The organism is Parasphingorhabdus sp. (genome assembly GCF_039968395.1).
In the GTDB taxonomy this organism is placed as follows: domain Bacteria; phylum Pseudomonadota; class Alphaproteobacteria; order Sphingomonadales; family Sphingomonadaceae; genus Parasphingorhabdus.
This window is the reverse complement of sequence record NZ_JBDVPV010000005.1, coordinates 660,956-684,907: the sequence shown is the minus strand read 5'-3', so window position 1 is coordinate 684,907 and position 23,952 is coordinate 660,956. Positions and strand designations below refer to the sequence as shown.

Below are 23,952 nucleotides of genomic sequence, written 5' to 3'. Positions count from 1 at the left end.
GGAGAAACCCGGATGTATGAAACATTTTATGGACTGACCAGTCGGCCGTTTCAGCTGACCCCGGATCCGCATTATTATTTCGAAAGCGTGACTCATCGCAAAGCACTGTCCTATCTTGGATATGGGCTGGCACAGGGCGAAGGTTTTATTGTCATCACCGGTGATGTCGGTGCCGGCAAAACCACTCTTGTAAGTCATTTGATGGCGACAATCGACAAAGAACGCCTGACCGCAGCGAACATTGTCACGACCAAGATTGACAGCCGTGATATTGTACGGATCGCAGCGAATAACTTTGATATCGATACAGATGATATGGACAAGGCGCAGCTCTTGAGCGCGTTCGAAGAATTTCTGCACAGCGAAGCCAGAGCCGGCCGTCGTTGTTTGTTGATCGTGGATGAATCGCAAAACTTGCAAACAAGTGCTCTCGAAGAATTGCGGATGTTGTCAAATTTTCAGCTGGGCGGCCAGGCTTTGCTGCAGATATTCTTGCTCGGTCAACCCGAGTTCCGGGACAAGCTTCAAAACTCCGACAGACTGGAGCAATTGCGGCAACGTGTTATCGCACATCACCATCTTGATCCGATGGGTTCCGAGGAAATCGAACCCTATATCACGCACCGTCTTTCCAAAAGCGGATGGTCAGGGCGTCCGAAGATTACTTCTGACGTTTTCAGGATTCTTTACAGTGAAACAGGCGGTGTCCCGCGAAAAATAAACACACTGATGAGTAGGGTTCTGCTTATGGGTTCGGTGGAACAGGCAGAATTGATAGATCAAGCGCTGGTCGGCCGCGTCTTGGCCGATTTGAGCGGCGAAGAAGTTGAGATTTCGCAACCTCAAATGGGCGGCGAACCCAGCGATATTGTGGCGCAAAGCCCATTGCGGGAAAAACCTGTGAAGGCAACCATGCCTGAAATGCCGCCATTGGCATCCGTTCCCAAAGCAGATGCTGAACCTGCTCCGGTTCCGGTAGAGAAGCCGATATTGGCCGAGAAACCGCTGATGGAAGAAAAGGAAGTTGTGCCGCTCAAATCCGTGGTGAACGAAGAAGTTCAGCCAGCCCCAGAGTTGACGGAAACCCCGGTTCCAGAACCGAAGCCACAAGCGCTGGATTTGGAAAATGCATCAGAGACGCGGGAACAGGAGGTCCAGATGAAACAGCTCGCTGGACGTCTCGCCGAACTGGAATCGCGAATGGATGGCCAGGAAGAAAATCTGCACCGTGTCTTGACGATGCTCGTTGATTGGGTCGAAAGCGATATCCGAAGCAAGGAAAGCTATGTCAATACAGGACGCGCAGCCTGACAGGTTCGCCAAAGCCGGTGATTCCCGTGCTTTGCTCAATGCCATGTCTGTGGACATCGAGGACTGGTTTCAGGTGGGAGCCTTTGAGACTGTAATTGATAGATCCGACTGGGATCGGCTCGACCACCGGGTGGAGCGGAACAGTGACGCCGTGCTTGCTCTTTTCGCAGAGGCAGGTGTTAATGCGACCTTCTTTACGCTGGGATGGGTTGCGGAACGCTATCCTCAACTGATGCGACGAATTGCTGATGCTGGTCATGAAGTTGCCAGTCACGGCTATGATCATGCACGCGTTTTTTCGATGACTCCCGATCAATTCAGATCTGATCTTGAGCGAAGCCACAAGCTGCTGCAGGATGCATCAGGGCAGGCAGTCACGGGCTATCGCGCGCCCAGTTTTTCGATTGATCAACGAACCCCATGGGCACATGAAATTCTGGTTGAAGAGGGCTATCGCTACAGTTCGAGCGTCGCTCCTATCCACCATGATCACTATGGCTGGGCAGGATCTCCCCGATTTGCATGGAAACCTCTACCAAATACGGATTTCGTCGAGTTGCCTGTCACAACTGTCCGGGCGGCAGGTCGGACATTGGCGGCGGGTGGCGGCGGCTTTTTCAGATTGCTGCCATATGCTTTGTACAAGTGGGCGATAAACAAGATGCATCGAGATGAAGGGCGCGGTGCGATCTTCTATTTTCACCCTTGGGAAATTGATGCAGCTCAGCCCCGGGTACACAATGCTCCCGTCAAATCGAAATTGCGGCATTATGCTCGCCTTGGAGCCATGGAAGCCAAATTGGCACGCGCGCTCGGTGATTATCAATGGGGCAGGGTGGATGAGTTGGCAGAACTCGAACTGGAACTTCTCCCATGAATGCACCATTTTCGCCTGCGACCAATGCCATCAGAATATTGGAACAGCCTGATTCCAACGAATTCGCCCGTATCAAGGCGTTTGTTGAGGCACATGAGGAGGGCACCGTTTTTCACCTGCCTGACTGGGTGTCAGCAATATCTGAAGGATGTGGTCACGAGTGGCGATATCTTCTGGCAGAAGCAAAAGACGGAAGTTTGCAGGGAATATTGCCTTTGCATCTTATACATTCTGCGCTTTTTGGCAGGGCCCTGGTTTCATCCGGCTTTGCCGTCGGTGGCGGGATTTTGAGCCTCAACGACCTGGCGGCGCGATCTCTCGCTGATGCAGCCTGGGCATTTGCCGAGTGTAACAGTTTTCCGAGCGTTGAGTTGCGCGGCGGAAAGTCGCCTGGCAGCGCATGGCAGGAAAAGAAAGACGTATATGCTGGTTTCGTTCGGCCACTTGCCGAAGATGGTGAAGCGCAGCTTTTGGCCATTCCCCGCAAACAGCGCGCCGAAGTTCGCAAGGGATTGAAGAATGATCTGACGGTTCGTGTGGGATCGGAAGAGCAAGATCGCTCAGACCATTATGCGGTATATGCTGAAAGCGTTCGGAATCTGGGAACGCCGGTTTTTCCCAGAGCTTTGTTCGATGCTGTGCTGGACGGTTTTGGAAACAAGGCAGATATTCTGACGGTTCTGGATGGCGACAAACCCGTAGCGAGCGTGCTGAGCCTGTATTATCGCAATGTCGTGCTCCCCTATTGGGGTGGAGGCACCTGGAACGCGCGCCGGTTGCGCGCCAATGACGTGATGTATTATGCGTTGATGAACCATGCGCGCGAACGCGGATGCCAAGCTTTTGATTTTGGCCGATCCAAAGTTGGAACCGGTGCCTGGTCGTTCAAGAAAAATTGGGGTTTTGAACCTCAACCTTTGTCATATGTCGTCCGTACGGCAAGCGGCGAAGAAGCCAGGGATGTCAATCCGATGAGTCCCAAATATCGTTTGCAAGTTGCATTGTGGCAGAGATTGCCATTGCCAATCGCCAATCGTCTGGGGCCATTGATTGCCAGAGGCCTTGGCTAGTGTCTGAAATTTTGTTTCTCGCACATCGGGTTCCATGGCCACCAGACCGTGGGGACAAGATTCGATCGCATCATATACTGCGCCATTTGAGCAGAATGGCTCCGGTGCATCTGGCATGCTTTGCCGATGATGCTGCTGAAGCAGAGGAACTTCATGAAGTCAGGGGTAAATTGGCATCGCGTGCGATCGTTATTCGTGAAAAACCCGTCTGGATGGCCGGTATCGAGGCGCTGGTGCGAGGCCTTCCGGTATCACTGACATCATTTGCAAGCGACCAGATTCAAGCGTTTGTAGACAAGACTGTTCGCGACCGAAATATCAGCTGCATTTTTGTTTTTTCGGGACAAATGGCGCAATATATTCCTGCTTCCTTCGCGGGCCGGGTCGTGATGGACTTTGTGGACGTAGATAGCGCCAAGTTTGAAAACTATGCTGCGTCTGGTTCCGGCCCGATGAAGTGGATCCATCACCGCGAAGGCCGGTTGTTGCGCAAATTTGAACATGATGTTGCAATGGATGCCGATTTTTCCCTGTTTGTCAGCGATGCGGAGGCTGAGTTGTTCCGGAACAGGTTGGGGCAAAAACCGGAGAATATTCGAAGCCTGGGCAATGGCATCGATTTCGCTTATTATGATCCCGAAGCGGTGCATGCAGTCGAGCGGAATGCAGATACACCGATGCTGCTGTTTACCGGTCAGATGGATTATCTTCCGAATGTTGAAGCAGTCCGCAGCTTTTCCAATGATGCCATGCCGATTATTCGGAAAACTCATCCGCACGCAGAATTTGTGATCGTTGGCCGGGCACCAACCGCCGAAGTAATGAAACTTGATGGACGAAACGGAACAAAAATAGTCGGTAGGGTCGATGATATCCGGCAGTGGCTGGCAGCGGCGGACGTAGTTGTCGCACCTTTGCGGATTGCGCGCGGCATTCAAAACAAGGTGCTGGAAGCCATGGCGATGAATAAACCCGTAGTTGCGTCATCCGCCGCCGCACAGGGTATTCAAGCAAGCCATGATGAACATTTCATTGTCGCAGAGACTGTGCAGGACGAAGCCCGCGCGGTAGCGGATTTGCTGAACGATTCAGTCAGGGCAGATACGCTTGGCGGAGCTGCTGGAAAACTGATGCGGACGAGGTATCGCTGGACAGATCAGCTAGAATCACTGGAAGAATATTGCGGATTGACGCGCATCACCATGTCCGAGGCAGCAGAATGACTGATGCAACATTTTCTGTAAAAACCGGTGATCCGGTAAAGAGGGCTCCAGCCACGCTTTGGTCACAACATCTCCGATTGCTTTTGATGATGACGGTTATCATCATCGGGCTGTTCTGGCGCGATGTGGGCGATGTGGTTTCAACGTGGTGGAATATCTCAACCTATAATCATTGTCTCCTGATATTGCCTATCCTGGGATGGCAGATCCAGCAACGCTGGTCAGAGCTACAAAAAATAACACCAGAGATCTGGGCACCAGGGTTGATTTGGGTCGGCTTGGGATCAATCGCTTGGCTGCTGGGTGAAGCTGCCGGAGTGTCTTTCGCAAGACATCTTGCCCTGATCATGATGTTGCAAGGTTCGGTCCTTGCCATTCTTGGCCAGAAGGTAGCGAAAGGACTGATTTTCGTCCTTTTCTACAGCTTTTTCCTTGTTCCGTTTGGAGAGGAAATTGTTCCGTTCTTGCAGACAATTACAGCCGATATGTCGATGCTGTTTCTGTCCTGGGCAAATATCCCTGCATTTATTGACGGCGTGTTCATATCAACACCAACCGGCTATTTCGAGGTTGCCGAGGCCTGTTCCGGGGTCAAATTCCTGATTGCGATGATCGCCTACGGTGCGTTGGTCTGCAATATATGTTTCCAAAGCTGGCCACGGCGCGCGCTGTTCATGGCCATGGCGGTTGTTGTGCCGGTTATCGCCAACGGCATTCGTGCCTTCGGAACGATCTACATCGCACATCATACAAGCACCGATTTTGCCACGGGTTTTGATCATATTTTTTATGGCTGGTTCTTTTTCGCTTTTGTGTTGGTGCTGGTTATGGCGATTGGTTGGCCGTTCTTTGATCGAAAGATTGATGATCGGCTTATTGATGGAAACCATATTGAAACAAGCGAGCAGTCCAAGTCCGGTAAGATGAGGATGAGTCATGCCGCTGTTGCAATTTCTGTACTGATCGCCGCTCCCGTTTTGTGGATATCCAGCCTGGCCGCCCAAACGTCCAACCTTCCGGAGTCCATTTCTTTACCTGAAGTAAGCGGTTGGGATATCGTGAAATACCATCCTGCTTATGCCTGGAAACCACGTTTTGACGGGGCCAATCACCAGCTGCTTGGTCGATATCGCAACAGGACCAGCGGCGAGACAGTTGATCTTGCCGTAGCGGTTTATGATCGTCAGGAAGACGGGCGCGAGATCGTGGGTTACGGTCAGGGGGCGTTTGATCCGAATACGGAATGGGCCTGGAGCCGCGAGCTTTCTGCTCCCCCAGCAGCAAGAGCGATACAGATTATAGCACCTGGCCCCGTTACGCGGGATGCCATTACATTCTACGGAATCGGAGGAATAGTGACCGGGAGTTCTTCAAAAGTGAAACTCGAAACGCTTAAGGGCAGACTTTTCGGCGGAGATCAGCATGCCGTCGCTATCATTGTTTCAGCAGAGCACACCGTGGATGGAGGTGTTCGCGAGACAATGGATGAATTTATTGGATCGCTGGGTTCGATCGATAAACTGGCTGACGAAATGGCCGGTCTGCGCTAGGGCGCATCCCTATGTGCGGTATTGCGGGAATATTTCATCTGGAGACGGCCAAGCCGGTCGACCCAGAGCGCCTGCGGAAAATGACCGACAGCGTTGCTCACAGGGGCCCGGATGGGAGCGGTATCTGGACAGCACCGGGAGTCGGCTTGGGACATCGCCGACTTGCGATCATCGATCTCGACGGCGGGGCACAGCCGATGCTTACGGCAGACGAAGCGCAGGTAATCAGCTTTAACGGGATGATTTACAATTTCCAGGAGGTGCGAGAAGAACTGGAAGCCCTGGGGCATCAGTTTGAAACGGAATCCGATACCGAAGTCATTCTCTGTTCCTGGCGGCAATGGGGCGTGGATTGCCTGAAACGACTGAACGGAATGTTCGCTTTTGCAGTTTTTGATCAACGGAAGAAGCAGCTTTTTCTTGCACGAGATCGTTTGGGCGTAAAACCGCTCTTCTATGCCCCAGTATCTGACGGCAGCATTATTTTTGGATCGGAACTCAAGGCATTATTGGCCAATCCGTTACTCCGCCGTGAACCTAACATGCGCGCGGTCGACGATTATCTGGCTTTTGGATATGTTCCGGATCAGACTGCGATTTTGAAAGGTGTCAAAAAATTGCAGGCGGGCCATTACCTGCTTCTCGAGCAAGGCAGGCCAGCGCCCAGCCAGATTCAATATTGGGACATTGATTTTAGCAAACGGCACAAGACATCGGCAGCGGATCTTGAAAACGAACTCGTTTCGCTGATGCAGGATGCGGTTGGTTCACGGATGATATCCGACGTCCCGTTTGGGGCCTTTCTGTCCGGAGGCGTCGATAGCAGCGCGGTTGTGGCATTGATGGCGGAGAAATCGCGCCATCCTGTAAACACCTGTTCTGTCGGATTCGATCAGGCGTCGCTTGATGAGACCAGCTATGCGCAAACCGTAGCAGATCGGTTCAGGACGGATCACCGCAGCCGAACGGTGGCGGCCGATGATTTTGGCTTGATCGATACTTTGGCTGCCCATTTTGACGAACCATTTGCAGATGGTTCTGCGCTTCCGACTTATAGGGTTTGCGAACTGGCGCGGGAAAATGTCACCGTAGCCTTGTCGGGTGACGGAGCTGACGAGGCGTTTGCAGGCTATCGCCGTCACGTTTTTCACAACGCTGAAGAGCGGGTGAGGGGACTGGTTCCGCAATCTATCCGCGGTCCGGCATTGGGCTGGCTCGGACGGATGTATCCCAAAGCCGACTGGGCGCCGCAAATCTTCCGGGCCAAATCAACGTTGCTTTCCTTGTCCCGTTCCGGAGCGGAAGGCTATGCGGAAGCCGTTGGTGTAACTGGGCCAAATGGGCGATCTTCGATCTACTCAGACAGCATGATCCGTCAGCTTGATGGCTATCGCGGTGAACAGAGTATGATTGATCTTATGGACAATGCGCCGGCACGCGACGGTCTTGATCAGGCGCAATATGCAGACATGAAAATGTGGCTTCCCGGAGATATTCTCACCAAAGTTGATCGCACAAGCATGGCCGTCGCTCTGGAAGCCCGCGAGCCTTTGCTCGACTACAAGCTCATGGAATTTGCAGCCAGATTGCCTTCACGTCTTCGCGTTCGGGGCGGAACAGGGAAATATCTGCTGAAAAAGTCTATGGAGCGCTATTTGCCGCAGGATATTCTCTACCGCCCGAAAATGGGATTTGTCACACCTTTGGCGCAATGGTTTCGGGGACCGCTGGCGGAACAGGCGCGCAATATTGCTTCCACCGGATCTCTGGCTCGCATGGGGTGGTTTGATACCACGGCTCTTGCGAAGGTCGCTGAAGATCACATTTCGGGGAAATCGGACAACAGCCGTTTGCTCTGGCAATTGCTGATGCTCGACAAATCTGTGAAAAACCTATTCAGCCTCTGAAGGTGGATAGATTGCATCGACAAAATACAGACCGTCCGGCGGCGCGTTGTAGCCGAGAGCTTTTCGATCTTTGGCTTCCAGCGCGTTTTTAAGATCTTTGGCAGACCATTTACCTTCACCGACCATGGCGAGACTCCCGACAATCGAACGCACCTGATGATGTAAGAACGAACGGGCCGCTACTTCTACCTCGATTTCTTCACCAAATCGCGTAACCGAGATACTGTCGAGTGTTTTGACCGGACTTTTCGCCTGACAATGCGTGGACCGGAACGTGGTAAAATCATGCTGTCCGACGAGACATTGCGCAGCATCATGCATCGCAGTTGTATCCAAAGGCCGGACTATCAACCACGCCTGGCCTTTGTCCAGTGTCAGAGGTGCGCGGCGATTGATGATCTTGTAGACATATCTGCGGCCAAGGCAGGAAAATCGGGCATGCCAGTCATCATCGACAATATCGCAGGCGAGGATAGCTACGGGATGGGGGCGCAAACCAGCATTGAGCCCTTCCATTAAACGAAAAGGTGTCAACCGGGTTTCGAGATCAAAATGCGCACGCATGCCGAGTGCATGCACACCGGCATCCGTCCGTCCGGCGGCGAAAACCCGAATGTCCTGCTGGGTTATTCTCTTGATCGCCTGTTCAATTGCTTGCTGAACACTCGGGCCGTGATCCTGATGCTGCCATCCCATGAATGGGCTGCCGTCATATTCAATAGTTATTGCAAATCGCGTCATCGGAGGCTGGTTCCCGCCGGGATCTGGGTACCATTGAGGAAGTCATCCAGCTCCATTTTGGGCTTGCCTGCTTTTTGAATGACTGCCGGACGGATTGCCATCTGATCGCATCCTATTGCCAACCTGCCGTCCAATATGATTCCTGCTGGGCCCTCCATATCGACAATATCAGCCGAATGAACGCGGTATCTCTGACCTTCATGTTCAAAAAAGGCTCCGGGCATCGGATTGAAGGCCCGAACCTGGCGCTCGACCTGTTCAGCCGGTTGGCCAAATTTCAGTTTGGCTTCGTCTTTCGTTATCTTCTTTGCATATGTTGCGAGACTATCGTCCTGAACTTCGGGCGGACAACTGTCAGGTGCTTTAAGATAGCGGACCATGAGCATTGCGCCCGTTTCCGCAAGCTCACAGGTCAATTCTCCTGAAGTCTTTCCGTTTGTTGGTGTTTCCGCTTTCAGCAGCATAGGGCCTGTATCCAGTCCGGCTTCCATCTGCATGATGGTTATGCCGGTCGTCGCATCACCGGCAAGTATGGCGCGCTGGACCGGAGCAGCTCCGCGCCAGCGCGGCAACAACGAACCGTGAATATTAAGGCAACCCGATTTGGGTGCGTCGAGAATGGTTTGCGGCAAGATTAGTCCATAAGCCGCCACAACTGCTGCATCGAGTTCCAGTGCAGCAAATTCCTGCTGTGCTTCGTCAGTTTTCAGTGACACAGGAACACGAACTTCCAGTCCCAGTTCCTCCGCAACTTTTTGAACGGGCGAAAGTGTCAGTTTCTTTCCGCGCCCCGCAGGTCGCGGTGGCTGGGAGTAAACCGCGACGATTTCATGTCCGGCTGAATGCAGAGCTTTCAGGGCAGGGACCGCAAAATCAGGGGTTCCCATAAACGCTAAACGCATAAAATCTCACTTTGTGTGTTGCTAACCCTTGGCAGAGCAAAGAATATGTCCCTAAAGACTGGTGCATGGCATCGCAAGAGATCGAAAATCTGGTTCAGGCCCTTTCCCGTCTTCCCGGTCTCGGGCCGAGATCCGCTCGCCGCGCCGTATTGCATTTGCTGAAACGCCCCGAAACAACAATGAAACCCATATTGGCGGCCATGGAGCAGGTTGAAGCGAATCTCGTCACATGTACGATTTGTGGCAATGTCGATACTCGCGATCCATGCCAGATATGTTCCGATCCGCGGCGGGATGACAAAGCGCTTTGTGTTGTTGAAGAGGTATCCGATCTTTGGGCGCTGGATAAATCACGTCTGTTTCCCGGAAAATTTCATGTGTTGGGAGGCAAGCTCTCGGCACTGGACGGGGTCCGACCTGAAGATATCGCGATCGACAAATTGCTGAAACGTGTGGAGGCGGGCGGAATTGATGAAGTGGTTCTGGCCATGAACGCCACGCTCGAAGGACAGGCCACGGCCCATTATATCGCGGAACGCATGGAACAATATCCCGTGCGCCTCAGCCAGTTGTCGCACGGTATCCCGGTAGGGGGTGAACTGGACTATCTGGACGAAGGAACGCTGGCCCAGGCCTTGCGTTCCCGCCGACCGATAGAATAGCGCAGCGCCATCGGAATGCTTGACGGACCCATGCACAATCCCTAAATTTGGGACATGGCCATTTTACCAATTCTTGAAGTCCCCGATCCGCGTCTGAAAACCGTTTCAGAACCGGTCACCGAATTTGACGATGAACTGAAAACGCTGATCGCGGACATGTTTGAAACCATGTATGATGCTCCCGGAATTGGTTTGGCAGCCATTCAGATCGGTGTTCCCAAACGGATACTGGTCATCGATCTGCAAGAGCCGGTGGAGCATGACCACGAACATGGCGAGCATTGTGATCACGATCATGAAGTGATCAAGGATCCCAGAGTTTTCATCAATCCGGAATTCCTGGATCCATCCGATGATCTCAACGTATATAGCGAAGGCTGTCTGTCGGTGCCGGATCAATATGCTGACGTCGAACGTCCGGCAACAGTTACGGCACGTTGGCAGGACGAGAATGGCGAGAATCACGAAGAGCGGATTGAAGGCTTGCTGGCCACCTGCCTGCAACACGAGATGGATCATCTTGAGGGTATATTGTTCATCGATCATCTTTCCCGGCTGAAACGGCAAATGGTACTGAAGAAACTCAACAAGTTGCGCAAAGAACAGGGCGTCGCCGCCTGACGTACTTGCGTTCCTTCTGCTTCCCGCCTAGGTTCTTGTTTCGTTCTAGTTAAAGGAACCTCACTTGGATCCCATAATTGCGCTGATCATCGCGATAGTCACACTCGTTCTTGGACTGGCAGCAGGCTGGTTTGTGGGCCAGAAGTCTGCTGGTTCCAGTACTAAAGCAGCGAAAGAAACATCTGCATCGCTTAGAATCATGCTCGATGGTGTAACGGAAGAACGCGAAACGGCGCGAAATGAACGCGACGGGATCCGTGAAGAACGTGATCAGGCACGGCAGCTTTTGGCATCTCTCCAAGCAGATGCCCGTAATCATGAGAAGCAGCTCACCCAACTGAAAGAAGCCAAAGACTCGCTCTCGGCTCAGTTTTCAGAAGTCGGTGCAAAAATGCTGGAGACAGCGCAACGCCAGTTTCTTGAACGCGCGGATCAGAGGTTTGAGCAGGCCAACGAAAAAGGCGGAGAGAAGATTGCGAAGCTCCTTCAACCAGTCAATGATCGCCTGAAAGCATATGAAGACGGGATAGCGCGGGTCGAGAAAAACCGCAGCGAATCTTACGCGGATATCAAAGCAACCGTCGAACAGGTCCGGCAGGGACAGGACCGGGTGCAGCAGGAAGCTGCCCGATTGGTCAACAGTCTTCGAAATGCTCCTAAATCTCGTGGCCGATGGGGTGAACAGCAACTCAAAAATGTACTCGAAACATGCGGTCTGGCGGAACATACCGATTTTGTAACCGAACAGAGTGTCGAAACCGACGAAGGCCGGTTGAGACCTGACGCTGTAATAAGCGTACCAGGTGGGCGGAAGCTGGTCATCGACGCCAAAGTCTCGCTCAATGCTTATCAGGATGCCTTTGAAGCTGACGACGAAGACGCGCGCAGCTTCGCCATGGCCCGACACTGTGCGTCGATGAAAACGCATATCGATGGTTTGTCCAAAAAGGCATATTGGGACCAGTTTGAAGATGCGCCGGATTATGTGATCATGTTTGTACCCGGCGAGCACTTTCTTTCCGCGGCTCTCGAGCACGAACCCACGCTCTGGGACCACGCTTTCGAAAAGAAGGTTCTCTTGGCAACACCTACTAACCTGGTGGCTATCGCCCGAACAGTTGCCGGTGTCTGGCGCCAAGAGAAAATGGCGGCGGAAGCGAAACAGATCGGGCAATTGGGCAAAGAAATGTACGACCGGCTCGCCGTTGCCGGAGAACATCTCAAGCGCATGGGATCCGGGCTCGGCAGCGCAGTTGGCAATTACAACAAGTTTGTCGGGAGTTTTGAGCGCAACGTCATGGCAACAGGACGCAAATTTGCGGAACTCAATGTTGAAACCGGAAAGAAGGATCTTGAGCCAGTAGCCGAGATTGAGGCTCTTCCGCGCTATTCAAATGATGTCGAGGCCGCTTTGATTGAAGATGAGCGGGCTTTGAATGACGAGGCCGCTGAGTAACATTGCCGATTTCGTCGGATTTGCAGGCCTAAGGCGCTTCCGAACCCGAAATAATGTCACCGCCACAACCATCGAGATAGCCTCCCTCGCTAACCGCTACACGTACCGTATCGGCATATTCACGATCGCTCATCCCGTCGTTGCAAGCTTTTTCTGATGTGACCGTCAATGTAATATTATGGCGATCACTGAAACCTTTGATTTCCCAGCCGGTCGCGGTTTTTTTCATTCGGCTCACGGGAAGGGTAAACTCATTTTCTCCGGATTGAGTCGTATGGACAATCTGATCATCCTTGACCTCGACTAGCCAGCCCGGTTCGGTACCCAACGCAGTATAGTCACCCAGTTTTTCGACTGTCTCGGCGGGTTTTTCGACTGTTTCTCCACAGCCCCCCATGAAAAGCGATACCATCGGCAGCAGCAGTATAGTCGGTTTCATTGTTTTCCCCCGAAGCATTGGTTAGCATAGCACTGCCAGAATGTGCAAAATCTCTGTTGTTTATTTTCGTCGCTGATTCAAAACCTCATAAGCCATGACAGCCGTGGCGACTGCAGCATTAAGACTGTCGGCTTTTCCCATCATTGGCATTTTAACCAGCATATCACAGGCTTCTTCATAGTCTTCCGGCAATCCCCGGGCTTCATTCCCGACCAGCAGGAACGTCGGCGGTGCGTATGTCGCGGATTGATAATCAGTGTCGGTGTTCAGGCTTGTTCCTACGAGCTGGCCTGGACCGGAACGCAGCCAGTCGAGAAATTCAGACCAGGGCGACATGACAATCTGCTGTGTAAAGATCGCTCCCATGCTGGCCCTTACCGCTTCGACAGAAAACGGATCCACACAGTCGTCAATCAAGATCAATCCGCCGGCTCCGACTGCATCACCAGTGCGCAATATCGTTCCGAGATTACCTGGATCCCGTAGTGCCTGCGCGACGAGCCATATCCCTGAGGAACTGCGGTCCAGTTCCGCAAGAGGGGCAGGGTGATCTTCATATATTCCGATGATCGATTGCGGGTTTGTTTTGCCGGAAAGCTTGGCGATGATCGCTTCACTGGTCTCGATGACTTCGCCGCCTGCAGCGAGCGTCTCGGTTTCAAGTTTTTGTGCAAGCGGGTGCAATTCGGTTTCTTCCACCACAACCAGCAATTTTGGTGTCTTGCCGGCATCAAGGGCTTCCGTCAGGATGCGCAGTCCTTCAGCCAGAAAATGACCTTCGCGCTTCCGATGTTTTTTTTCCCGGAGGCTCTTCAGTCTCTTTATCGTTGGATTGGAAAACCCTGATATTTGTCGCCGCTGCGAATCTGACACCGGTTTTCAATCCTCGCCAAAGCCGTCAACGATCAGGCCGGTTAACTTGTCCAGTGCGGTCTCTGCATTCTGTCCTGCCACAATAATATCAACGGAGTCACCCTTTGCTGCTCCCAGCATCATCAATCCCATGATCGATGTGCCGGTTACTTCTGTCCCGTCTTTCCCCACCTTGACCGAGAGATCTCCCGGCAATTTGCTGACATAGGTTACGAATTTTGCGCTTGCCCTTGCATGCAATCCGCGACTGTTCGTGATGGTCACGGTCCGGCGATATTCGTTCACCCTTCTATTCCCAGAATTTCCGAAGCAACACTGATATATTTTTGCCCCGCTTCCTTGGCTGCCGCGACAGCGTCTTCGACCGACATGCATTTGCGTGCGCCGTCCAGTCGAATCAGCATCGGCAAATTCACACCCGCTATGACTTCGATCTTGCCCTTGCTCATGAGTGAAATGGCAAGATTGGAAGGCGTGCCACCAAACAGGTCAGTCAGGATGATAACACCCTCGCTCGTCCCAATTTTTTCAATAGAGTCCGCGATTTCTTGTCGGCGCTCTTCCATATCGTCATGTGGCCCGATGCATACGGGCAATATCGCCTTTTGCGGACCAACGACATGCTCCATTGCTGTAATAAATTCCACAGCGAGCTGCCCATGCGTTACGAGAACCAAACCGATCATTGCGATTAAATTCCCTTTTTCCCGTTCGTTTTTTGCATTGATTCGAGCGCTTCCATGGGGCGTGATGCCAGATTGCGATGCGCGACACTGAGCGAAAATCCTGCCTTGCGCAAGTGTTTGCTGAGTGTTTCCGCAACATGTACCGATCTGTGACGCCCGCCAGTGCAGCCTATGCCGATATTCACATATGCCTTTCCCGCGGCTTGATATTTGGGAAGGAGAAACTTCAGCATTTCCAGAATTTTCTCAATTGCTTCAGGATAAGCAGGATCCTTTGCAATATAGGCTGCAACCTCCTGATCCTGTCCGGTCTTCGATTTCAGGTTGGAATCCCAAAAGGGGTTCGACAGGAATCGGACGTCGAAAAGCAGATCAATATTAGTTGGCAATCCGCGCGAGAATCCAAAGCTGGTAATGGTTATGGTGGTGTCTGCACTCCCGGCCAGGTCAAATTCGGTCCGAATCTGCTGCTGCAGCTCGTTTGCAGCCAAATTACTTGTATCGATTACATGATCCGCCCACCGTCGAATAGGTTCGAGCTGCGCGCGTTCAAGGTCAATTCCATCCTTCGCGGGGCGATCAAGTGCCAGAGGATGCCGGCGCCTGGTTTCTGCATATCGCCGCTCCAGTTCGCCTTCCGTACAATCAAGATAGAGGGTTGAAATAAGCAAGTCGTCATTGTCTTGCAGTTTTTTGATCCGTTCAATCAGATTGTTCGGTTCAAAGCCGCGGGTTCGACTGTCGAAACCCAGAGCGAGGGGAGGATCCTGATCGCCGCGAGAACTGGGAGGGGGAGTTTTTAGCAATCCTTCAACAAGACGGATTGGAAAATTATCCACAGTTTCCCATCCAATATCCTCCAACGTCTTCAGCGCAGTCGTCTTTCCGGCACCGGATAGGCCGGTGACCAGAAGAACGCGTTTTGCATGGGTAGCAGTCATGAGGGGTCTTTTAGCCTGATAAGTTGCTCAAGTGCCATCTCAACTTTTATCGGGGTGCTTGGTTCGAACGCACAAAGGGCGACCCGGCGGACAGACAGGCCCAATATTGTTTCCTTCTGGTTGTCGACTGGAAAGCGTTCCGGCTTGGCCTTTAAGTCAATTTTTAACGATAATGGCACTTGGCGGACACACGGCATTTCAAGAATTCCAAGAGATCGCAATTCGATTTTACCCCGTATCGCAGCCGGAGAATCCATGAGGATGGTTCTATCGTGGACAGAAAGCGACACGATATCGTCACTGACCAGAATTGCGCCCCTGTCAATGAGGCGCAGCGCCAGATCGGATTTGCCGGATCCCGACGGGCCACAGATCATCAGCCCATGGCCACCGATTGCCACACCGGTAGCATGTGTAAAATTTTGTTGGTCGGGATTCATGAGGGCTGATCAGATTCTGCTTTTGGCAGGCGAATTTCAAAACAGGCTCCTTGCGATTTGTCGAGCTTGTCCTTCACGTTGATCTGGCCTTCATGGCCTTCGATGATGGTCTTGGCGATCGCCAGTCCCAACCCGCTATGGCGTCCAAACGCTTCATCAACCGGGCGATCGGAATGAAAACGCGTGAATATCTTTTCCCGCTGATCGATCGGAATTCCGGGACCTTCATCAGCGATATGAATGACCACTTGATCGCCATCCGGTGTCGCCATGATTTCGATCAGCCCTTCTTTTGGCGAAAAAGAAATCGCATTGTCGAGAATATTGGAAAAAACTCTTTCCAATCGTCCACCATCCCCCATCACCGTAGCCACGCCTCTTCCCGGGCGGGCGTATGCAATATTGAAAATGTCTGCGGATTCGCGCTGTTCCATGGATGCGAGGAGCTGTTCCAGCATCTTTCCAATATCTACGGGTTCAAATTTTGTGCGTGCCAGTTCGGCGTCGACTCTGGAGGCATCTGAAATATCGCTGATCAGTCGGTCAATCCTGCGAACGTCGTCATTTGCAACATCCAGTAACTGTCGGCGCAAATCTGGATCTTCAACACGATCAATCCCTTCAAGAGCCGATCTGAGCGAAGCCAGCGGGTTCTTGATTTCGTGGCTCACATCCGCAGCAAAATCTTCTGTCGCATCGATGCGGTGCCGTAATGCGCCGCTCATGTCTGCCAATGCCCTCGAGAGTTGACCAATCTCATCGCGCCGTCCCGGCATTTTGGGAATTGTTATTTCCTGTTCTCTGCCCAACCGCACCCTTACCGCCGCCCGGGCCAGTTTTCGGATCGGACGAATAATCGTGCGGGCGAGAAACAGTGAGAGCAAGACAGAAACGGTCGCAGCGAAAAATATTACGAGAACAACGCTGCTGCGCTCCGCCCTGACTATCCTGGTGATATCCCGTGCATTGCTGGTCAGAAGGATTTTGTCCGGACTCTTTGATGTTGCCCCCGGGAGCAGCCCTGCTGCAATTATCATGGGAGTGCGCTCCGGCGCGAGACGAACTTGACTCGTGGTGGCATTTTTGGGCGTTATATCCAGCAAAACCGGCCAACTATCCGCAATGTCATCAGCCGGTTCTTCAAAGGCCTCGATAGGTTTGCTCAGAACAACATACTCAATGGCTCTGTCCAGCGATCGTGCAACATCCTTGCGCCATGGCTGTGTTTCAGGATCTATCAGCTCATAGCTCGGTTTTGCCAGTTCAAAGCTGTCGATCAGTTTCTCGCCTGTCCCGCCATATATCCGAACTCGATTGCCCAGATGATTTGTAAGACGTGGAATCAAATCCCGACGCACATCTTCTGGCTGGTCGACGAGAGCTTCGCCAATGACTAGGACCTGCAATTCCGCCTGCGCCAGACGTTCTTCGGTCAGACGATCACGATAGTTGTTCAGATAAAACAGGCTGCCTGCGAGCAACGCCAGTGCGAAAATATTGACCGCCAATATTCGGGATGTGAGCGACAACCGCGCCGACCAACGGAGCGACAGATCCGAAACATCAGATCCGATTTTCGGGCTATTCGGTGTAGCGATAGCCAGCTCCATAGAGTGTATCTATTGCATCAAATTCCGGATCGACTTCCCGGAATTTCCGCCGAAGGCGCTTGATGTGACTGTCGATGGTCCGGTCATCAACATAGACATCATCTTGATATGCTGCATCCATCAGCTGATTTCTGCTTTTTACAACACCGGGCCGGTTAGCGAGCGTTTCAAGAATCATAAACTCGGTCACAGTCAGTGTCACGTTGTTGCCGTCCCATTTGACGATATGACGGGCAGGGTCCATCTCCAGCGCACCTCGAATGAGTGGCTCCATGCCTTCTGCATCAAGTTCCTGATCTGTAGCCTTTGCCAAATCCAGCCTTCGCAAGATCGATTTCACACGGGCGATCAACAGCCGCTGGGAAAACGGTTTCTTGATATAGTCGTCGGCTCCCATGGCGAGACCCAGGGCTTCATCGAGCTCTTCATCCTTGGACGTCAGGAAAATGATCGGGAGATTGCTTTTCTCCCGCACTCGCCGCAATAGCTCCAGTCCATCCATTTTCGGCATTTTGATATCAAAAATCCCTAGATCGGGGGGATTGTCCAATATGGCCTGCAAGGCGGCCTCGCTATCAGAATACACACGTGTAACGAAGCCTTCGGCCTGCATGGCAATAGAAACCGAAGTCAAAATATTGCGGTCATCATCTACGAGGGCGATACTGGCAGCCATGGATGCTCTTTCCTTTGGAACAGGCAAGAAATCCCTAGCTGCTGGATCAGCCGCTTACAAGACAGGATATGGCGCAGTAAATTCAACTTTTTTGGACAAAAAATAACAAATATGTCATATTTTGGGGCGGTACCGGTCATAGACATTTGACCGACTCGATCTGGTTCGATAAGCGCCACTCCAAATCTGCCGAAAACGACAATAGTTCATACCCAATTCAACCTAGGGGAATAACCGTGCCACAAGTTTCGTCTGTTACTTTAAATGATCAGGGATTCAAAACGTCTGCTGATCAGCATTGGAATCTGGGCACGTCTTCGCTTGTTGAAGCCGCTATTTCGCGCGGGGAAGGACATCTCGCCAAAGACGGACCGCTGGTTGTCGAAACCGGTGCTCATACCGGTCGGTCGGCCAATGACAAATTCATAGTCCGTGATGACGAAACAGAAAATTCTGTCTGGTGGGGCAAGACCAACAAAGGCATGACGCCAGAGCATTTTGCCGCGCTGAAGGAAGATTTCCTCGCAGCATTGTCCGACAAGAAAACTCTGTTTGTGCAGGATCTTTTTGGCGGATCCCAACCGGAGCATCGCGTCAATGTCCGGGTGATCAATGAAAAGGCCTGGCACAACCTGTTTATTCGCACGATGCTGGTTCGCCCAACAGCTGATGAACAGGGAGCATTTGAACCTGAATATACGATTATTGATCTGCCCAGCTTTCAGGCCGATCCGGAACGACATGGTACGCGCAGCGAAACCGTAGTTGCGGTCAACTTGACAGAAAAGCTGATTTTGATTGGCGGAACGGCTTATGCTGGCGAGATGAAGAAATCCGTTTTCGGCCTCTTGAACTATCTTCTGCCGCTCGACTCAGTGATGCCAATGCACTGTTCGGCAAACATGGGTCCGGAAGGCGATACAGCCGTGTTCTTTGGCTTGTCAGGAACCGGAAAAACCACTTTGTCAGCTGATGCCAGCCGGACATTGATTGGTGATGACGAGCATGGCTGGTCAGATACAGCTGTCTTTAATTTTGAGGGCGGTTGTTACGCGAAAATGATCCGTCTGTCGGAAGAAGCAGAACCCGAGATTTTTGCTACAACCCGCCGGTTTGGTACCGTTCTGGAAAATGTGGTGATGGATCCAGAGACCCGGGAACTGGACCTTGACGACGGGAGCAAGGCTGAAAATACACGCGGTGCCTATCCGATCGATTTCATTCCCAATACGTCTGAAAAGAATATGGGGCCCGTACCAAAGAACATCATCATGCTGACGGCCGATGCATTTGGCGTCTTGCCTCCGATCTCGCGGCTGACACCCGAGCAGGCCATGTATCACTTCCTTTCGGGTTATACTGCGAAAGTGGCCGGGACAGAAATCGGTGTTACGGAACCTGAAGCGACATTCTCAACATGCTTTGGCGCACCTTTCATGCCACGCCATCCTTCGGTTTACGGAAATCTGCTAAAAGAACGGATCGCGAAAGGCGGCGTGAAATGCTGGCTGGTCAACACCGGTTGGACCGGCGGTAAATATGGCGAAGGCAGCCGCATGCCGATCAAGGCTACTCGGGCTTTGCTGAACGCTGCACTCGATGGCAGCCTGAATGACGGTGAATTCCGCCTGGATGATAATTTTGGTTTCGAAGTGCCCGTATCGGTGCCTGGCGTAGACACGGCCATTCTCGATCCGCGGTCAACCTGGTCGGATTCGAATGCCTATGATGAGACCGCTCAGAAACTGGTCAATCTGTTCATCAACAATTTTGAACAATTTGCAGAGCATGTGGATCAGAATGTTCGTGAGGCTGCTCCAAACGCCGCCTGATTAAAATTTTTCCAGGCAAGGGCAGGGCATTTCAATCTGTTTGAATGCCCGCCGGAATAATTGATTTCCAGACATCGTCCAACATTTTGGATGCTGGCCAATTTCGATTTTTCCGGTGATGCATTCAATAACGGATTTGTTTCCGCCAGCTTTTCTCTTCGAATTGCAGACTGTGCAAGCTTGAGCAGATGCACGATCCAGTCGTGTCGCCTCCCTTTGGATGGAAAATTTATCCGAATTTCGTAACCACAGAAATAGTTCAGGCCGCGGGTTTGAATTTGTTTCCGGGAAGGCTCCACGACCGCGATTTGACTTAACAACGGGAAAATTCCTTGACGCCCGTAGTGATATGAAGCTTCTGAAAAATAGTCGAAGCCTATATGGATACCGGCAGGACGCCAGATAATCCCGGTGGCAGACAGGTTTTGTCCAATGGACTGCGCGATCTTGAGCAGCATCAGATTAATGGGCATCAAATGCCGTCCGGTTACCAAATGGTCGCCGAGTGTGAAACCGATAGCCGCGCTATTGAGGCCGATCGGTGTTGCAAACAGGTTTTCAACCTGTGAACGGTCTACAATGCCGGGCAGACATTCCCTTGTCAGTTTGAAGGTCATGCCGTTGGCGACGATATTCAGGCAGTTTATCGGTGTTTTTTGCGCCTCGGCTATCAGGAATATATCGGAGTTGCCATCGATAATTTTGGGATCATCAAGATCCATCCTGCCTTGATCAGGATGAACAATTATCATTACAGGATGGTCGAAATATGCTGTATCTAAATTTCCACTGATGAGGTCGTTCATAGCGGGAATGTATGTTGATGAGTTGATATTCACAAATGCATATTATCTGCATATTGTCGTGCCGGGATGTCGATACTCAATTTTGCGGCCTTGATGCCTCGAACAAAGGGAACATGGAGTGGAAAACTGGATTCTATCGATACTGATGCTGTCCGGAGCCGCATTGGTGGCAGGCAGTATCTATCTGATCCGCACGGGCAAAAACCGGAAGCAGGGCTGGCTAATGCTGATTGCGGCAGCGGTCATGTTCATGAACGTCGCGATCTGGACGATTCCAACACCCGAAAATGGCGCTGTTGTGACTGACAGTACGGGATAGAGGCGCTAATCTAGGTTTTGTTACTTAATCGGGGAGTCCGGAGCGAGCCGCATATCGAGATAGTTGTCGACGGAACCCATCAACAACTCCATTTCATTTTCATAAAAATGGTTGGCTCGCGGAATTTCATCATGATGTATGGTGATGTGCTTTTGCGTTCTCAGCTTGTCGACCAGCTTTTGAACGGCGCTCGGAGTGACCACCTCATCATTCACACCTTGAATGATGATGCCGGAAGAGGGGCAGGGGGCCAGAAAGTTGAAATCATACATGTTCGCGGGGGGTGAAACCGAAATGAATCCGCGAACTTCAGGACGACGCATCAGCAGTTGCATCCCTATCCATGCACCAAAACTATAGCCCGCAATCCAAGTTGTCTGTGCTTCGGGATGAAAGCTTTGTACCCAGTCCAAAGCCGCAGCGGCATCTGACAACTCGCCGATACCATTGTCGAATGTCCCCTGCGAACGGCCAACTCCGCGGAAATTGAAGCGCAAGGTCGCAAAACCGCGTCGTACAAATGTTTTGTACATTTCCTGGGTTATGCGGTCATTCATGGTTCCGCCTGCTTGCGGATGGGGGTGAAGAATCATCGCCACAGGAGCGCGTTCGCGAGGCGGAGGGCTGAAGCGTCCTTCGAGGCGTCCTTCAGGTCCGGTAAAAATTACGTCAGGCATGTGTTTTTCAATTCTGTGATATGGGTATGAATAGATTGGCGGCAAAAAAACGGAATAGCTTTTGCGCTGGATGAAGCGCTTATATAGAGAGAGTGAATAAATCCGCAACTCTATCCCTTCATCGCACAGGGTTTTCGTCACACTACATGTCCGAACAAAAAAGAATCTATCTTGATTATGCAGCAACCTCGCCGTTGCTTGATGTCGCAAGAAACGCCTGTCTGGAAGGCTTTGCGCACTGGGCCAATCCGTCATCACCGCACGCCGATGGCAGAGCGGCGCAGCGCATGCTCGAAAATGCGCGATCGCGATTGAAAACAGTGCTGGACTGGGACGGGGATGTCATTTTCACCAGTGGTGCGAGTGAATCCATAGCGATCGCTCTGGGACATTCCAAACCGGCAATTCAGTTTGTTTCTCCAGTCGAACATGATGTTGTCCTGCGTCACGCTGGCAATGCATCGCCCATCGCGGTGGATCTGAACGGATTGGTTGTACCGATGAAACTCAACCACATGCTCAAAGGGGCAGAAGCGCCAGCTTTGATTGTTGTGCAATCGGTAAACAATGAAACGGGCGTAATGCAGGACATGGCCGCGATTTCCAAAATTGTGGCTGATCGGGGCGGCGTGTTGTTTGCAGATTGCTCCCAGTCTGCCGGAAAAATGCCGCTACCAGATGCAGACATGATCGCCATAGCCGCTCATAAATTTGGTGGTCCTCCAGGGGTTGGCGCGTTGCTGGTCAAGGATCTGAGGATGTTGGAGCCTAAAGGCGGTCAAGAGCACGGTTATCGCTCTGGTACCCAGAATTTGCCGTTTATAATGGCCATGGTGGCCGCACTCGAAGCACCGGCAAACTGGGCGGGGCGGGCCACTGAGTTACGGACCCATCTCGACAATGCCATAAAGAACAAGGGCGGGGTAGTAATTGCGGAGAAAGCTGCGCGTATTGCCACCATTGCCAGCTATCAAATGCCTGGCGTGGCAGCGCATACCCAGCTGATAAAATTTGATATGGCCGGATTTTCAATTTCGGCCGGAAGTGCCTGCTCGTCGGGTACCCTGAAGCCAAGCCATGTTCTGGAAGCAATGGGTATTGACGAAAAAACCGCAGGTGAGGTGATCCGGGTCAGTATTGGCCGTGATACGACACGGTCGCAGGTTTATGAATTTGTCGAAAAGTGGCAGATGATATTTGATGACGCAAACCGGACCTGAGCACCGTGACTGAACCGATATATCTCGACAATCAGGCAACCACACCGCTGGCGCCGGAAGTGTTTGAGGCGATGGTTCCGTGGCTGCGCGATAACTACGGAAACCCGCACAGTACCCATGTATTTGGTCGCAAAGCGGCAGCAGCAGTCGAAATTGCAAGAGAGCAAGTGGCGGCCCCGTTTCCCGACGCGGGGCACGTCTTGTTCACCGGTACAGCGACCGAAGCGATTAATCTGGCCATGGGGGCCGTGCTGGAATTGCAGGAACAAGGTCGGAACAAGATCATTGTTCTCGCAACTGAACATGCCGCGGTACGAGATACGGCAATCGCTTGTGAACGGAAGGGATTTGATGTCCTTTTACATCCGGTGGAATCAGATGGCCTGATTGATCTGGATGCATTGGCGGCTGCCATAGACCGAAAGACGGCACTGGTTGGTGCGATGCTGGTCAACAACGAAATCGGAGTCATTCAGCCGATAGAGGCTATTGCTGAGCTGGCTCATGCCAAAGGCGCGTTGATGCTCTGCGATGCGGTGCAAGGCTACGGACGCGTCGAAATTCCCGGCAACATAGATATGGCGGCTGTTTCAGCACATAAGATCTATGGCCCAAAAGGGATAGGTGCGCTGTGGGTTCGTGATGATATCGATATTCCGCCCCTTGTTCATGGCGGGGGACAAGAGCATGGCGTGCGTTCGGGCACGTTATCGCCCGCGCTTTGTGTCGGTATGGGATCTGCAGCTTCGTTGTGCATCTTGCGGGCTCAGCAAGATGCGGAACATATCGAAGCTTTGGCGATGCATGCGAAGCGTTTGTTCTCGGACTGGACAATAAACGGCGACGAGACGCAACGGTATCGCGGTAACCTTAACATAAGACGTGAAGGCCTCGACGTGGCGCGGCTTGTGTCAGATGTCCGGGAAGTTGCTTTCTCGGCAGGGTCCGCCTGCGCAAGCGGATCAGGGCGACCCAGTCATGTATTGACCGCGATTGGATTAAAGCCTGCTCAGGTCAAATCATCGATCCGGCTTGGATTTGGTCGATATAACAGTCTGCAGGACATCGAGATGGCGGCAAAATTGATCAATCGGGCAGCGGAGGCTCAATAGT

At 52.1% G+C, this 23,952-nt stretch carries 25 protein-coding genes; 13 read left to right on the top strand and 12 right to left on the bottom strand.

The annotated features are described in order from the left end of the window. Positions 1-12 precede the first annotated feature (12 nt). From ABJI30_RS13980 to ABJI30_RS13955, 6 genes are read left to right on the top strand one after another with little or no spacing between them, the layout of a single operon-like run. On the top strand, positions 13-1,311 hold the full coding sequence (locus ABJI30_RS13980) for an XrtA/PEP-CTERM system-associated ATPase (RefSeq protein WP_348017303.1): 1,299 nt from the start codon (positions 13-15) through the stop codon (positions 1,309-1,311). After that, positions 1,286-2,188 carry an XrtA system polysaccharide deacetylase gene (locus tag ABJI30_RS13975; protein ID WP_348017302.1) on the top strand — a complete coding sequence of 301 codons (903 nt, stop codon included), beginning with the start codon at positions 1,286-1,288 and terminating at the stop codon, positions 2,186-2,188. The genes ABJI30_RS13980 and ABJI30_RS13975 overlap by 26 nt, the downstream gene beginning before the upstream one ends. Beyond that, entirely contained in the window at positions 2,185-3,258 is a 1,074-nt protein-coding gene (locus ABJI30_RS13970; RefSeq protein WP_348017301.1) for a FemAB family XrtA/PEP-CTERM system-associated protein, read from the top strand. Before ABJI30_RS13975 ends, ABJI30_RS13970 begins: the two co-directional genes overlap by 4 nt. Beyond that, positions 3,192-4,481, top strand: coding sequence for a TIGR03087 family PEP-CTERM/XrtA system glycosyltransferase (locus ABJI30_RS13965; RefSeq protein WP_348017300.1), 1,290 nt, complete (start codon positions 3,192-3,194; stop codon positions 4,479-4,481). Before ABJI30_RS13970 ends, ABJI30_RS13965 begins: the two co-directional genes overlap by 67 nt. After that, positions 4,478-6,031, top strand: coding sequence for an exosortase A (xrtA, locus tag ABJI30_RS13960; RefSeq protein ID WP_348017299.1), 1,554 nt, complete (start codon positions 4,478-4,480; stop codon positions 6,029-6,031). Before ABJI30_RS13965 ends, xrtA begins: the two co-directional genes overlap by 4 nt. An 11-nt stretch (positions 6,032-6,042) precedes the next feature. Continuing rightward, positions 6,043-7,938 (top strand): XrtA/PEP-CTERM system amidotransferase, encoded by a 1,896-nt coding sequence (locus tag ABJI30_RS13955; protein ID WP_348017298.1) that lies wholly within the window; start codon positions 6,043-6,045, stop codon positions 7,936-7,938. On the opposite strand, the gene truA is transcribed toward ABJI30_RS13955, so the two are convergent. Beyond that, a complete protein-coding gene (truA, locus tag ABJI30_RS13950) occupies positions 7,924-8,679 on the bottom strand; it encodes a tRNA pseudouridine(38-40) synthase TruA (protein WP_348017297.1) in 756 nt (251 codons plus the stop codon). The genes ABJI30_RS13955 and truA overlap by 15 nt on opposite strands. After that, positions 8,676-9,581: a methionyl-tRNA formyltransferase gene (fmt, locus tag ABJI30_RS13945; protein WP_348017296.1), complete on the bottom strand. Its 906-nt coding sequence runs from the start codon at positions 9,579-9,581 to the stop codon at positions 8,676-8,678. Before fmt ends, truA begins: the two co-directional genes overlap by 4 nt. 65 nt (positions 9,582-9,646) lie before the next feature. Here fmt and recR point away from each other — a divergent pair, with 65 nt between their 5' ends. The 3 genes from recR (at position 9,647) to rmuC (ending at position 12,320) form a co-directional block, all read left to right on the top strand. Then, a complete protein-coding gene (recR, locus tag ABJI30_RS13940; protein ID WP_348017295.1) occupies positions 9,647-10,243 on the top strand; it encodes a recombination mediator RecR in 597 nt (198 codons plus the stop codon). A gap of 54 nt (positions 10,244-10,297) precedes the next feature. Next, a complete protein-coding gene (gene def / locus ABJI30_RS13935) occupies positions 10,298-10,864 on the top strand; it encodes a peptide deformylase (RefSeq protein WP_348017294.1) in 567 nt (188 codons plus the stop codon). A 64-nt stretch (positions 10,865-10,928) separates the two neighbouring features. Beyond that, entirely contained in the window at positions 10,929-12,320 is a 1,392-nt protein-coding gene (gene rmuC, locus ABJI30_RS13930) for a DNA recombination protein RmuC (protein WP_348017293.1), read from the top strand. A gap of 28 nt (positions 12,321-12,348) precedes the next feature. On the opposite strand, the gene ABJI30_RS13925 is transcribed toward rmuC, so the two are convergent. From ABJI30_RS13925 to ABJI30_RS13890, 8 genes are read right to left on the bottom strand one after another with little or no spacing between them, the layout of a single operon-like run. After that, positions 12,349-12,759 (bottom strand): hypothetical protein, encoded by a 411-nt coding sequence (locus ABJI30_RS13925; protein ID WP_348017292.1) that lies wholly within the window; start codon positions 12,757-12,759, stop codon positions 12,349-12,351. A gap of 60 nt (positions 12,760-12,819) precedes the next feature. Next, a complete protein-coding gene (locus tag ABJI30_RS13920) occupies positions 12,820-13,632 on the bottom strand; it encodes an RNA methyltransferase (RefSeq protein ID WP_348017291.1) in 813 nt (270 codons plus the stop codon). A 6-nt stretch (positions 13,633-13,638) separates the two neighbouring features. Beyond that, a complete protein-coding gene (locus ABJI30_RS13915) occupies positions 13,639-13,917 on the bottom strand; it encodes an HPr family phosphocarrier protein (protein ID WP_348017290.1) in 279 nt (92 codons plus the stop codon). Then, positions 13,914-14,318: a PTS sugar transporter subunit IIA gene (locus ABJI30_RS13910; RefSeq protein ID WP_348017289.1), complete on the bottom strand. Its 405-nt coding sequence runs from the start codon at positions 14,316-14,318 to the stop codon at positions 13,914-13,916. Before ABJI30_RS13910 ends, ABJI30_RS13915 begins: the two co-directional genes overlap by 4 nt. Positions 14,319-14,323: 5 nt before the next feature. Further along, positions 14,324-15,259 (bottom strand): RNase adapter RapZ, encoded by a 936-nt coding sequence (gene rapZ / locus ABJI30_RS13905; protein WP_348017288.1) that lies wholly within the window; start codon positions 15,257-15,259, stop codon positions 14,324-14,326. Then, entirely contained in the window at positions 15,256-15,699 is a 444-nt protein-coding gene (locus tag ABJI30_RS13900) for an HPr kinase/phosphatase C-terminal domain-containing protein (RefSeq protein ID WP_348017287.1), read from the bottom strand. The genes rapZ and ABJI30_RS13900 overlap by 4 nt, the downstream gene beginning before the upstream one ends. Beyond that, positions 15,696-17,309 (bottom strand): ATP-binding protein, encoded by a 1,614-nt coding sequence (locus tag ABJI30_RS13895; protein WP_348017286.1) that lies wholly within the window; start codon positions 17,307-17,309, stop codon positions 15,696-15,698. The genes ABJI30_RS13900 and ABJI30_RS13895 overlap by 4 nt, the downstream gene beginning before the upstream one ends. After that, entirely contained in the window at positions 17,281-17,985 is a 705-nt protein-coding gene (locus tag ABJI30_RS13890) for a response regulator transcription factor (RefSeq protein WP_348017285.1), read from the bottom strand. The genes ABJI30_RS13895 and ABJI30_RS13890 overlap by 29 nt, the downstream gene beginning before the upstream one ends. A gap of 236 nt (positions 17,986-18,221) precedes the next feature. Between ABJI30_RS13890 and ABJI30_RS13885 the strand changes: the two genes are divergently transcribed. Further along, complete coding sequence (locus ABJI30_RS13885; protein WP_348017284.1) at positions 18,222-19,817, top strand: phosphoenolpyruvate carboxykinase; 1,596 nt, start codon at positions 18,222-18,224, stop codon at positions 19,815-19,817. Here ABJI30_RS13885 and ABJI30_RS13880 read toward each other — a convergent pair. Then, the gene (locus ABJI30_RS13880; protein ID WP_348017283.1) at positions 19,781-20,656 is read right to left on the bottom strand and encodes a hypothetical protein; all 876 of its coding nucleotides are present in this window, start codon (positions 20,654-20,656) and stop codon (positions 19,781-19,783) included. The two genes, ABJI30_RS13885 and ABJI30_RS13880, sit on opposite strands and share 37 nt — an antisense overlap. 85 nt (positions 20,657-20,741) lie before the next feature. On the opposite strand from ABJI30_RS13880, the gene ABJI30_RS13875 reads away from it, so the two are divergent. Continuing rightward, positions 20,742-20,942 (top strand): hypothetical protein, encoded by a 201-nt coding sequence (locus ABJI30_RS13875; RefSeq protein WP_348017282.1) that lies wholly within the window; start codon positions 20,742-20,744, stop codon positions 20,940-20,942. A gap of 20 nt (positions 20,943-20,962) precedes the next feature. Here ABJI30_RS13875 and ABJI30_RS13870 read toward each other — a convergent pair whose 3' ends face one another. Next, the gene (locus ABJI30_RS13870; RefSeq protein ID WP_348017281.1) at positions 20,963-21,619 is read right to left on the bottom strand and encodes an alpha/beta hydrolase; all 657 of its coding nucleotides are present in this window, start codon (positions 21,617-21,619) and stop codon (positions 20,963-20,965) included. A 146-nt stretch (positions 21,620-21,765) separates the two neighbouring features. On the opposite strand from ABJI30_RS13870, the gene ABJI30_RS13865 reads away from it, so the two are divergent. Beyond that, the gene (locus tag ABJI30_RS13865) at positions 21,766-22,839 is read left to right on the top strand and encodes an aminotransferase class V-fold PLP-dependent enzyme (protein ID WP_348017280.1); all 1,074 of its coding nucleotides are present in this window, start codon (positions 21,766-21,768) and stop codon (positions 22,837-22,839) included. A 5-nt stretch (positions 22,840-22,844) separates the two neighbouring features. After that, complete coding sequence (locus tag ABJI30_RS13860; RefSeq protein ID WP_348017279.1) at positions 22,845-23,951, top strand: cysteine desulfurase family protein; 1,107 nt, start codon at positions 22,845-22,847, stop codon at positions 23,949-23,951. Position 23,952 lies beyond the last annotated feature (1 nt).